Raw genomic sequence first — 12,480 nt, forward strand, 5'->3', positions numbered from 1 at the left:
TCGCTCTAATTTTGTTAAGTCCTTAACCAATTGTGTTACTAGTTGGTGGCAATAATGCCACAGCAAGTCTCACCAGATATTTTATGCTTTCGTCATCTATGTTACTTTGAAAACACAATAAATTAGTAGCATTCTTTGAAAGTTGAATAGCTTTCTCTTCTTTAAAGTTATTATCTTTATCACTATAATTAGTTTCTACATATTGAACTGTTTTTGAAATTACTCTAATGACTTTTTTTACATTTTCAGCTGTAGCTTCTCCCTGGTCTAAAGATCCAAGTATTACATAATTGAGTCCATAATAGTCATCCACAATATTTACATCATTATCCTTTAGCAAATAAACTAAATATCCAAGGCCTATCACTAAAAGAAGTATTAATACATATTGAATAATTATCTCTACCATGAACGTACCCCCTTTATTTGAATTTATACTACTTTATATGCAATTCAAATAAGAAAGGGTACAAGTTTCGGTTTAATCTGAAAATGTTTTTTTAAATTTTTACTAAATCCACAATAGTCTCTATGTGTGGAGTATGAGGAAACATGTCCATAAGTACTATCTTTTGCACACTATATCCTCTACTCATCATTTCCTTTAAATCGACTACTAAACTTTTAGGGTTGCAAGAAACATAAACTATATGAGGCGCATCAAATTTTATCACATAATCTAAGGCTATAGGATGAACTCCAACTCTTGGTGGATCTAAAATAATGCTATCCGGTTTATACTTTATATTTTGAATAACCTTAGCAATATCACCTGCTATAAACTCACAATTATTAAGGTTATTAATTTTTGCATTTTCATTTGCAGCAGCCACCGCTTCTTCTATTAATTCAATTCCCAAAACTTTTTTTGCTTTAGGTGCAACAATTTGTCCAATAGTTCCCGTTCCACAATATAAATCAAACACTGTTTTTGATTCTGAATCCCCAAGAAAGTCCCTAACAATACTATAAAGCTTTTCTGCTCCCTTTGTATTAGTTTGAAAAAAAGCTAAGGGATTAATTTTAAATTTAAGATCTAATAATTCTTCAATAATATAATCTTTTCCGTATAGTATTTCAGTTTTATCATCTTTAACCATATCTGACAACGAGTCATTAAACATATGTATTATTCCTGTAATGTTACCATCACATTTTAATGCTATAAGCATGTTAGTTAACTGCGTAAGGTCAAGGTCAATTTGAGTTGTAGTTACTAGATTAACTAATATTTCACCAGTATTTTTAGCCTTTCGTACAACTAAATTTCTTAAATACCCCTTACGCGTCATTACGTTATATTGTGGCAATTTAAGTTCTCTAAAATAATCTAATACTAGTTTTAATATTTCTCTAAAATCATTATCTACAATTTTACAATCTGATACATTAACTATACTAAAGCTTCTTCCTTTGGTATGCATACCTAGAGCAAGTTCTCCACCCTTTTGAAAATCACCGAAAGTAAACTCCATCTTATTTCTGTACTCGAATATCTCAGGACTTTTTTCAACACCTAAAAACTCAAAATCTTTAATTTCTGCCTCCTCAAACAATTTCAATACCTGTTTCTCTTTTAATTCTAATTGTTTTTCGTAAGAAAGAAATTGATGACTACATCCACCACATAAATCCGTAATGCTACATCTAGGCTCAATTTTATAGTCTACATCTTTGAGTATTTTTATTAGTTTAGCTTCTACACCTACTTGTTTCTTTTTTGATACTCTACCAATTACTGTTTGCCCTGGTAGTGTACTTTTAATTGAAACTTTTTCACCTTCATAAAAGGCTATGCCCTGTGCTGGAAATTCTATATCTTCTATGTAAAATTCATATTCTTTTCTTTTTTTCATAATATTTCAGAATCTCCTATCCTTTTATAATCGTTAATCCTGATAATTTCTTACCAAGTGTAGTTGACGCTTTTCCACTTTCCATAATACTCATATATAATACCATTACAACCATAAATATTATAAATGACATTTGGAATTTTTGAGTTAAATAATACCCTGTTAATCTAAGAATGGAATCTGCGATAAATACTAATGCCGTTGATATTCCACCTATAACTATTAAATCTATAAGGCTAGCTTTTAAAGTATCTATAAACCTAGGTTTTATCGATTTATCTACCTTTATATTTTCAGATATACCTTCTTTGTTTTCTACAACTTCATTTTCTATATGGTTTAATTCCTCACTATTATCTTTATTTACTTCATTTTGTTCTAACATTTTAAATCCTCCTATAATTTTGCTTTACTTTCCTTCAAGGGAAAAAGCTTATGTTTTTTTAACCCCATCTATATATAATACGTATATATTTCATATAAATCAAGGGGATATGTATATCTTTAAGAAATATGACATTAATAACCCTTACATTTATGCCTATAATCAATTATAATGATTATGAAATATTGTACATATTTTAGCTTAAATAAAATTAGGTAGGTGTTTTATGTTAACTATTATCTTTCTATGCATAGCTGGTTTTTTAGCAGCTTTTGTAGACTCAATAGCAGGTGGTGGAGGCTTAATAAGCGTACCAGCCTTTATGCTTACAGGACTACCTATTCGCATGGTGCTTGGAACCAACAAATTTAGTGCAACTGCTGGTTCTTTTACCTCTTCTCTTAAATTTATAAGATCAGGTAAAGCCAATTTTAAGCTTTTAAAATTTCTCATTCCCTTTACTTTCATAGGTGCTATGTTAGGTGTTAGATCAGTATTATATGTAGACCCTAAATTTTTACGTCCCTTGGTTTTAATTCTTATCATGTTTATTGGAATTTATACTCTTTTTTCTAAATCCTTAGGGCTTGAGGATAAATTTCAAGGACTTTCTAAAAAAAATGTGGGATACGGAATAATACTTGCTCTTTGTCTCGGCTTCTATGATGGTTTTTTTGGACCTGGTACTGGATCATTTTTAGTTTTTGGATTTATAAATATTTTTGGATTCAATTTCTTAATTTCATCTGCTAATGCTCGAGTTTTAAATTTCACCAGTAATGTTACAGCCCTAGTTTTATTTGCTATAAACGCAAAAATTAATTATACATATGGAATCCCAGTGGCAATATGTATGATAATAGGGGCTAGAATGGGGACAACCGTTGCATTAAATAAAGGTTCAAAACTTATTAAACCTATATTTGTAACAATGTCTTTAGCCATTGCCGTTAAAATGCTTTTAGACATGATTTAAAGATTACATAAAAAAAGTAGTTGGATGATATCCAACTACTTTTTTAGTTTTATACATGAATTATAAATATCTCCTTATTATTTTCAAAATTGCTTTCTTTTTTATACTCTTTGCTTTTATTAAAGTTAAATATAACTAAAAAACCTTTATTCATACTATGAATATCCAAGTAATCACTAAGCTGATTTAAACCATCTTTATGATATTTTTCGCCTCTCCATATTTTAAGTTCAATAATATACTTAAAGCTATTGTATGTTATAACTATATCTAACCTTTTTTCTTCGGAAATCTGGACTTCTTTAAAGTCAAATCCTACTCCATTAATTATAGGCTTAATAAACGCAAGGAATAATAATCTACCTTCTCTCTCTATGAATACAGCATCTACATGACTATATTGTTCCTTCATAAATTGTTGAAACTTGCATAGTATCTTTTGAATATCTAATCCACCTTGATCAGTTATAAATTTATCTTTAAAATTATATTGACTCATATCCTTCTGAGTTGTCCTCGACTTTGATATTATATAATTATAAATTACTTCCTCAAATACTTTATTACTTATAACAACTCCGTTAACTCCTTCTTTAAAAATACCATAAATTACTCCTATATTAATTACGGGATCAAGTGCATTAAAAATTATTATTTCACTATTTATTAAGATTCTTTTTACCAAAAGATATAATTCCTCATTATTTTCAAGATTTTTAACTATACTTTCAAACAATGTATTAACTTCACCTATTATTAATTTAACAGCCTTATCAATGTCCTTTATATTCCAAGGACTTTTATTATCCGGGTAAATCTTCTCATCTATAGTTTTACATACCCTACTTACTAGAAATGGATACCCACCTGTTAAAAAATAAATTCTATCTGATAATTCCTCTATATCCAGTTTCAATTTATGATGATTTGCATATTCTTTAAGCATTGAACCTATTTCAACTCGATTAAAGCTCATATCGACATCAAAATCAACTGCTATATTCCAAGGGCTATTTAACTTCTTTTCATCCTCATCTCTAAGTCTTATTTTGAGATTTTTAACATCATGTACTCCAGCTAAAATTACAGATAAAAAGGTAAAATCACGTTCTTTATTTCTAAGAAGATACTTATTTCTTAAAGTACCAAGGAAACTTAAAAACAATTGATTATTACTTGATTTATCAACCTCATCAATTATCAATATAACTTCTCTCGTAGACTCTTTAATGAATTGGGTTATTACTTTTGAAACATCGTTTAGATTTGAAATATCCCCACATAATCCTTTTAATCTCTTAGCTTCCTTCTCATCTTGAAATTCTAAACTCCTCTCCATAAGCTCTAAGAATATATTAGAAAAACTTTTTTCTTCTTTGAAAACTGCATCTCCAATGCCCTCTAAACTTATAGATATAGTCAAAAACTTTTTTTCTAATTTTTTCTCCAACATATCTAAAGTTGTAGTTTTCCCAAATTGGCGTGGTCTATTTATAGTAAAATAGTCTCCCATATTTACCATATTTTCTATAGCTTTTAATTTATCATCTACATTTACCATGAAATGTTTTTTAGGAACACAATTACCTGTAGTATTAAATCTTTTTTCCAATATATCCACCTCCCTCAAGTTATATAAAGCTTATACATTAAAACGAACTACATATATGTAAGTTTCTTGAAATATTCCTACTATCTAATATTATAACCAAACTTTATGTGTTATAGCAACTCATTATTTATCATCCCAAATAATTTATCAAGATAATCGTATGCTATAAACTCTCCATTGCATACCATTTGTTTAATTTCCGTCTCACTTACCCATTTTGCGTCAGCAACTTCCTCATACTGAAGTTTTAAATCTCCTATATCTACATTTTGACGTACAAGCCATACATCATCAAAGCCACTAGAAAATTTAATTGAAAATAAATTTTCACCTTTACTAATATTTAAATCAATACCCAATTCTTCCTTTGTTTCACGCATAACTGCATCTACACTACTCTCCCCTAGTGTTGCACACCCAGCAGCAGACCCATCCCACATATTAGGCCATCCCTTTTTCCAAGACTGTCTCTTTTGAATTAGATATTCTCCACTCGCATTAACAATCCAGACATGAATCACCAAATGATAGTCGCCTTCCACCATAGGCATACCTCTTTTATGAGTCCCTCCAGTTTTCTCTCTATTTTCATCATAAATATCCCACAATTCCATAATAATTTCCTCCTAAAACAATCTACATTACAATATAAAAAAGCAGATGATTTATTTCATCTACTTTTTTATAATTATTCTACTTTCCCACGATTATAATATTTACCCACCTTGTGAAAACCTGATTTTTCTATTACACTGAGCACTATACTTTGAATAAGATAAGATTGAATAGTATCCTTATCAAGATCTTTTATTTCTCTTTCAATGCTCCTAGCTAAATTCTCAATATCTGATGTATTTAATGGTTCATTGGCATCATCAGAAGCTCTATATATGCTAGTTTTTATTCTTTGTACATCAAAACTTTGGAGTCTTCCATCTTGCTTAATAACTTTCACATTTATCATCTCCTATATATAAATTTCATCAATTGTAATTTACCTTATTACTATCATCATATAAAACATTCACACAATATTCAAGCTTTTTATTTCCATAATCCAGGAATCAGCATTTAAATTTAATTACGCCATTACTCTACACTCACCACCGGTGTAATCTTAATTTGCGGAAACTTTTCTCTCCACTCTTCCAGGTTATAAACTTCAAAATTTGATATTATTTCTCGTACCATTTTCTTACCTTCCAATTTAAATGGTAATTGCTTTATTATTTTAATCTTTAATTGTTTTCTTAATTTTATATCAATTATTGGATGTTCAATTAATAAAACATATGTTATTGGTAATTCTTTTTCATTTCCTTTACAAGCCCAAAACAAGAAAAGACTATCATAATATTTACGAGCTATTCTCTTATAAAAATCCTCACCCTTAATCTTTTGTAGCATTCCATTTGGATTTACCGCACCTTCTATGCTAGCATTCTTATATTCAATAAATAATACCTCTTTATCAGTCTCAGTAATAAAATCCACATCACTAAGCATTATATTGTTTGTTAAATCATGCATTTCCCATACATACTCTAAATCTGAAAAATCAAACTCATACTTTTTATTTTCGTCTAACAATACCTTGTTTTTCATATATTTACTCCACTAAATTCTTATCTATAACTTCATCTAAAAGTTTAGAATCAGCCTCAATTATAGAATTATTTTTTAATTCACCAAAATATTCTTTGCTTTCAGACTTAATACCCTCGTTGGTTTTATATAAATTATGATAAATAACATTATCTTTACTATTTCTCTTTATTTCAAAATACTTAGAAAAATTGTAGCTATGAGTTGCCACAAAAACCTGAACCCCTTCTCTTTGTAATGTAATAATTATATCTACAATAACTGGTATTAATTCCGGATTAATATTAGCTTCTGGCTCATCCCATATAAGTATTGTATCTTTATCAATTAATCCATTTCTTATTAGCTTCCACAAAAGTCCAAACTTACGAAGGCCTTCTGCTTCTAATGAAAATTCTACTTTTATTCCATTGGTTTTTAACACATAAAAAGTATCATTCTCATATACTACTTCTCCATCAATTATTTTTGAAATAACTTTTAACAGCCTTTGATTTAATGGTGATATTGCTTTAGTTTCTGGAAGCTCAGCATTGGTAATGCTATCAATATAAGTTTTATCAAAGGGCATATCATACTTATTATTTAGTGCTAAAAACCCTTTTGAATGTGATAACATCTCCTTTGCTGGAATGAATAAGGCTTTTTGCTCTTTATCAGGAAATCCTATTTCATAAGAACCTGTATAATCACTGCTCTCCTCTAAATTAAACATAACTTGATTAGTTGATTTATCTGATAAATGTGAATGTGATTTCCCAATTAAATATTTCTTATCCTTTATGATTCTACCATACTCTGGTATAACATCTAACACTAGTGGCTTTGTAATTTTTGTAAAAAATTCGCCTTTCTTTAATACACCAACAAAATAATTGCTAATATTATCAATGTTCCTATTTCCTTCTTTAGATATTTCACAAGCAGCATATATGCATTTTAATAAATGTGTTTTTCCAGTACCATTCTGACCTATAATTACATTAATACCTTTTGAAAATTCTAAATTTTCTTCTTTAAAAACAGTAAAGTTCTTAATGTATATTTCCTTTATACTCAATAGTCATCACACCTCAACTTTCCTTTTGTTTTCTATATTTTAAAATTTGCCTGTAATTATTAGTCTTCCTATGCAATTATATTATAACCCATATTTTTGTATTTTCCTATATTAACCTTCATTTTGTCTCTCCAACTTAGTTCATCTTTTATTTTTATAATCCAAGAATCAACAACTGATCATCTATCCTTCAAATATTGACGAAATTTCATCAATATTTATTGAACATTTCTGTTTCCCTACCAATGCCTTTAATGTGTTTCCTTCAACCTCTTTAATCTCTGCAAACAAATATGTCGCACCACCAAAATATCCATTAGGATTAGCATAAATGTTGCATTTCCCTATCATGTTTTTTAACAAATTGATATCATATGTTATATCTTCTTCTACACTATTCTCCTGGTCGTTGTTTTTAACCAATACAGAATGCACAAATTTTCTGTTAGTAAGTCCTTTTTTACCTTTCCTTATAAAAAAAATGTATTTTTGATCACATGAAACGATTTTCACGTTTCTATATACGCTCTTAATAAGGCTTTTCATCTTCAAGTCACAAACTTTACCGATGTATTGAGAATAATCACTTTCTTTAATTGCTTCATTTATTTTGTCTTTTTTTAGAATTTCATCTTTTATCAAATAATCAATGGTCACATCATATATTTTAGATAAACATACCAGTTTTTCCATTTCAGGATAAGCTATTCCAGTTTCCCATTTAGATATAGCCTGTCTACTTACTCCACATTTTTCAGCTAAAAATTCCTGTGAATATCCTTTTATTTTTCTAAGCGATTGTAATTTTTCTGGAAAATCCATACTATTTCCTCCCCGAATTGTTTTGATGACTTGATTATAGATGTTCACTCAAAATACTACCACCAACCATTGTTCGCATCTGTCAACCGTTGGTTGCAATCTAAGAAAAATTTGATGAACTTGTTTTTTAAATAAATAAAAGAAACTATTAGCTTATCTTTACATACATGTAAAAATAAACACCCCAGGGGTACTTTTGAAGGCGGAACAACTATGCATAATATTCTCCTAAAAAACTTATTTATTATTTATCATATATCACTTTATTAATTAATTTTACTATTGTTTTAGTTTAAATTCAGCATTATCTGTTATCTTAATTCCAAATCTATTATCCGTCAAATTCACCTCTGATGATCCATCTTTCTGAAAACTAAGTTTATCTCCTTTTACTTGAAATAAATACTTATACTTTCCATCAGTTGTCTTCATTGTTAATATATCGCCCTCTATTTTATATGTTCCATATGGAAAATAACTGCTTAAAGCATCATATGAAAATGAAATATTTTCTTTAGAAATAGTAACATTTGGTAATGCAACCGCCTTTGTTTCTGTTTGCTCCAAAACATAAGTCCCGTCTTTTACAGAGATTACAACATTACTGGAATTACATGCAGTCAGAAATAACAAAATCAATATCATAATCAAACTAACCCCTATTCTTTTCATCACTAATCATTCTCCTCTCTAATTCCATTCTATATGATTTACTTCGTTATTATCTAACTATTCTTCATCAATTGTTTATTTGCAATTGATGAAGTATTTTATACGAATGTGGCGTATCACCTGTGGTCATATTTTGTTAGTTGAAGTCCGTTGCTCTACATTAAAAAAATTATAGTGTCTTCTGCCACTCACAGTATTTTCCGCATTCTATAAAGCCAACACTCTTATACAGAGCTTGCGAAGCAATGTTTTTACCTCCTGTACCAACATACATATATTTAGTTCCATGATTTTTCGATATGTTCATTCCATATAACAAAGTACTTTTCATAATGCCCTTACGGCGATATTCCTCTACACAGGCAACTGGTTCTAATATTGCTATTTTACTGACAGGATCATCCCATATTGTACAGTAGGCAATTATCTCTGCATTATCCGTTTCAACTACCAAATCCGTTGCATCACAATATGAGGGAGATTTCATCATTCTTTCGTATCTTTCTGATGTTGTTCTTACCCCTCCAGTAGGAATTCTAAATAGTTCTACACGTCTTGCTACATCTCTCTTTTGCGATATACGGATGCTTAATCCATATGACAATGGCGAACAGATCGCTATTTTAGATAATTCACACATACCCACATAACCAAAATCGTCGGTTTGAGTATACCCTCCTTCTTCCAAAATACTAATTAACATTCTATCCTCACTATTAATTTCCGTTGTTATGGTTGTACCCTTTGTATAACAATTATGTTCAATATAATTCATTATATCCTGTGTAAGATGTTTAAACTCTGAAAGAACGGTGATGGAAAAGTATTCTTCCTCTGATGTAATAAAACCTATTTCAATGTTATTATCATACACAATCCAATTTTTCTTATATGATATATCTGGGCTTTCTTCGCAAGCGAATCTGTCAAAATCAAGATTTCCTATATGTAGCTGTGGATATAAATGTCCTGTTTGCAGACAATTCTGCTGAACTAAACGACGCATAATATTATAATCACTCTCTTTATCAAATTTACGGTAACTTAGCATTTTTAACATACCTCCATGTATAAAACATTATCACCATGAATATTAATCATAGTTTCCTCCTCAAAAATCATAATATAAATAACCTTTTCTTCGTCATATTCTACCCTTGTTCAACTATCGCTTTTTATGATTCACTCACTATTTAAGAATGTTTCATCATTTATGTAAATTAACTAATTTTGTAACGCAATACGACATCCCAATCATGCCACCAATACCAACTATAATCAATATTGGTTCAAATTCTACATATTTCATACTAAATGCAAATGCTAAAAACCCAATGACTGTACCCAAAATATATATATATAATGACTTATCTTTCATAGTACCCCCTTAAGTTATAAAATCTTATTAAAATTTTTCTGTTCTTTATTTCCGATATAGCCACACTTTATATAAAATGCGTGAGCTCCAACTCTTGTTGCTCCTGACACCAATCATGCCATAAGCACCTGTGTCTTGTGCCCATTTTTCAACCTTACTTAAAAGCATTTTTCCAGTACCATTTCATTTGTATTTAGTAAAATAATTTCTGCATAGTCCTGTGCTGTGCATTCTCTAATAATAATTTTCACATTAAAACCCCCAAGGAATTATAAATAATCAATAATATATTCTAAATAATAATTACAACCTACTATAAAAATCAACACTCGGTTCATTATAAGATTCTATTTCATCTTAATTTAAGTGTTTTCTTATGTAGAAATGGTTGGATTTGTGGAAAGGTTAGCTTTTCTGGTAATTCATCAAATAATTTAACCTCGCCTATTTCTGAATTTGGTAATTCACCTATTTCATTTATCTCACTAAAGAACAATCTTCCGAATAGTTTGCCGTTAGAATTATTCATTGAATAATCACAGACTGGTTTTATGATAAATACTTTTGCACCAGTCTCTTCAAACAATTCCCGCTTAGCAGTAGTAATAATACTTTCACCTATTTCTCTATGCCCACCTGGAATTTCCCAAGTATCTCTCTTCTTATGTCTAACATAAACCCATTTTCCTTTATATATTGTTGATATTACTGCAAACTTTAGGTTTTCTTCATCAACCTCTCCTAACTCACAAAATTCTATTTCCATAGATTTCACACCCCATTTTTATAGATTTTTTCTTCATATCTAATCATAACTGAATATTGAATTGTTGTAAGAAAAAAGCCACCACTAAAAATATTAACTTTCCACTTCTTTATTTACTTTTGGATTTTTATATCTCATCCTTATAAAGTCATATACAGTTCCATCGCATTCATCACTGTATTTTTCAACGAATTCAAAACCACATTTTTCATATGCTTTAAAGGCCCTTTTATTAAAAGAAATCACGTCTAATAAAACATATTCTCTATTATAATTATATTTAGTAAGTGCAAAGGCTAAAGATTGCGAAATTAATTCTGGTCCGTAGCCTTTTCCGATAAGGTCTGGTTTCATTCCTTGACCATAAAACATGTCCGCCTGCTCAAATGTATTATCTAACCCCTCTGGCAAATCATAATTATATAATGTTACCTCTGCAACTAAGTCATTATTTCTGTCTAAAACTGCATACATATCTCGCCAATTATTGGGGTCCAATAAACAGTCATCATGTTCATAGCTGTAGATTGAATATTCTCCCTCATATGCCCATGTGTGAATTACATTGGCATATTCTGAATTCATGTTAATAAATTTATATTTCATTTGCCTGCTCCCCCCTTAGATTATTTACAGTTAACATTATATTTTTTTGTAATAAAAATATAATTCACTTTCTGATCTGAATTCTCAACTCATTTATTCGCCCTTAAATACAAAGTTGCATATAGGGTAATTATTAGATTTACACAATATATGCGGATATATTAAAACATTTGGTTGAATCTATGTATTTTTTTGTTACTTTCATATTGACTTTCTCATAAAAACACTTGTTTCAAGACCATTTTCATCAGTTGTGTATTCAACAAATGTCCAACCATGCTTTTTATAATAATCAGATGTGTGTTCTGTTCTCAAAAATACTGTATTATAATTTATATTTTTACAAATTTCAAGAACTCCAGTTATTAGTTTATCAGCGACCCCCTTACATCTACAATTAGGATTTACATATAGCCCTGCAAGCCAAGGGGTCAATTCTGGTCTCGTTTCTAAATCATTATCAAAAATAGAGACAACACCTACACATTCATTATCAATTAATGCAATTAGAGAAAGTGGAATTTTATTTAAATCCCTGCTTTTAAACCTATTAATTACATACTCAAGAGTTCTATCTGGGTTACCTTTACCAAATTCTTGATAAATCCAATTTGCAACCATCTCAATATGTTGGGGATATAACAGTAAATTTTGAATTTTAATATCTTCTTGTAACATATCTATCACTCCTATTATTTGTAGGATACAACCACTACTGACTTCTTTTATTTTTCATGTTAAT

Annotated in this window: 16 protein-coding genes; 1 reads left to right on the forward strand and 15 read right to left on the reverse strand. The window is 29.5% G+C overall.

Features of this window, described 5'->3' with window-relative positions; translation table 11 throughout:
* Positions 1-22: 22 nt before the first annotated feature.
* From ACREWB_RS20970 to ACREWB_RS20980, 3 genes are all read right to left on the reverse strand, one after another.
* Positions 23-409 (reverse strand): hypothetical protein, encoded by a 387-nt coding sequence (locus tag ACREWB_RS20970; protein WP_431549421.1) that lies wholly within the window; start codon positions 407-409, stop codon positions 23-25.
* A gap of 91 nt (positions 410-500) precedes the next feature.
* Positions 501-1,856, reverse strand: coding sequence for a 23S rRNA (uracil(1939)-C(5))-methyltransferase RlmD (gene rlmD, locus ACREWB_RS20975; RefSeq protein ID WP_431549422.1), 1,356 nt, complete (start codon positions 1,854-1,856; stop codon positions 501-503).
* Positions 1,857-1,872: 16 nt separating this feature from the next.
* Positions 1,873-2,241, reverse strand: a complete 369-nt coding sequence (locus ACREWB_RS20980; RefSeq protein WP_431549423.1) for an RDD family protein — start codon at positions 2,239-2,241, stop codon at positions 1,873-1,875.
* A 226-nt stretch (positions 2,242-2,467) separates the two neighbouring features.
* Between ACREWB_RS20980 and ACREWB_RS20985 the strand changes: the two genes are divergently transcribed.
* A complete protein-coding gene (locus tag ACREWB_RS20985; protein WP_431549424.1) occupies positions 2,468-3,217 on the forward strand; it encodes a TSUP family transporter in 750 nt (249 codons plus the stop codon).
* Positions 3,218-3,266: 49 nt separating this feature from the next.
* Here the strand turns inward: ACREWB_RS20985 and ACREWB_RS20990 are convergent, their stop codons facing one another.
* The 12 genes from ACREWB_RS20990 to ACREWB_RS21045 all read right to left on the reverse strand — a co-directional run bounded on the left by ACREWB_RS20990 (position 3,267) and on the right by ACREWB_RS21045 (position 12,416).
* Positions 3,267-4,838, reverse strand: a complete 1,572-nt coding sequence (locus ACREWB_RS20990; protein WP_431549425.1) for a P-loop NTPase family protein — start codon at positions 4,836-4,838, stop codon at positions 3,267-3,269.
* 101 nt (positions 4,839-4,939) lie between these two features.
* The gene (locus ACREWB_RS20995; protein WP_431549426.1) at positions 4,940-5,443 is read right to left on the reverse strand and encodes an NUDIX hydrolase; all 504 of its coding nucleotides are present in this window, start codon (positions 5,441-5,443) and stop codon (positions 4,940-4,942) included.
* A 74-nt stretch (positions 5,444-5,517) separates the two neighbouring features.
* Entirely contained in the window at positions 5,518-5,784 is a 267-nt protein-coding gene (locus ACREWB_RS21000; protein WP_431549427.1) for an ATP cone domain-containing protein, read from the reverse strand.
* A gap of 134 nt (positions 5,785-5,918) precedes the next feature.
* Positions 5,919-6,434, reverse strand: coding sequence for a hypothetical protein (locus tag ACREWB_RS21005; RefSeq protein WP_431549428.1), 516 nt, complete (start codon positions 6,432-6,434; stop codon positions 5,919-5,921).
* A 4-nt stretch (positions 6,435-6,438) separates the two neighbouring features.
* Positions 6,439-7,494: an AAA family ATPase gene (locus ACREWB_RS21010; RefSeq protein ID WP_431549429.1), complete on the reverse strand. Its 1,056-nt coding sequence runs from the start codon at positions 7,492-7,494 to the stop codon at positions 6,439-6,441.
* Between the two features lie 183 nt (positions 7,495-7,677).
* A complete protein-coding gene (locus tag ACREWB_RS21015; protein ID WP_431549430.1) occupies positions 7,678-8,316 on the reverse strand; it encodes a helix-turn-helix domain-containing protein in 639 nt (212 codons plus the stop codon).
* Positions 8,317-8,595: 279 nt separating this feature from the next.
* Positions 8,596-8,991, reverse strand: a complete 396-nt coding sequence (locus tag ACREWB_RS21020) for a hypothetical protein (protein ID WP_431549431.1) — start codon at positions 8,989-8,991, stop codon at positions 8,596-8,598.
* Between the two features lie 166 nt (positions 8,992-9,157).
* Positions 9,158-10,039 (reverse strand): GNAT family N-acetyltransferase, encoded by an 882-nt coding sequence (locus ACREWB_RS21025; RefSeq protein WP_431549432.1) that lies wholly within the window; start codon positions 10,037-10,039, stop codon positions 9,158-9,160.
* A gap of 156 nt (positions 10,040-10,195) precedes the next feature.
* On the reverse strand, positions 10,196-10,366 hold the full coding sequence (locus ACREWB_RS21030) for a hypothetical protein (protein ID WP_431549433.1): 171 nt from the start codon (positions 10,364-10,366) through the stop codon (positions 10,196-10,198).
* 352 nt (positions 10,367-10,718) lie between these two features.
* Positions 10,719-11,132, reverse strand: a complete 414-nt coding sequence (locus ACREWB_RS21035; RefSeq protein ID WP_431549434.1) for an NUDIX hydrolase — start codon at positions 11,130-11,132, stop codon at positions 10,719-10,721.
* Between the two features lie 93 nt (positions 11,133-11,225).
* Entirely contained in the window at positions 11,226-11,738 is a 513-nt protein-coding gene (locus tag ACREWB_RS21040; protein WP_431549435.1) for a GNAT family N-acetyltransferase, read from the reverse strand.
* A 201-nt stretch (positions 11,739-11,939) separates the two neighbouring features.
* Positions 11,940-12,416 (reverse strand): GNAT family N-acetyltransferase, encoded by a 477-nt coding sequence (locus ACREWB_RS21045; RefSeq protein ID WP_431549436.1) that lies wholly within the window; start codon positions 12,414-12,416, stop codon positions 11,940-11,942.
* Positions 12,417-12,480 lie beyond the last annotated feature (64 nt).

It is taken from the genome of Clostridium sp. (assembly GCF_050717635.1).
Taxonomy (GTDB): domain Bacteria; phylum Bacillota; class Clostridia; order Clostridiales; family Clostridiaceae; genus Clostridium_AD.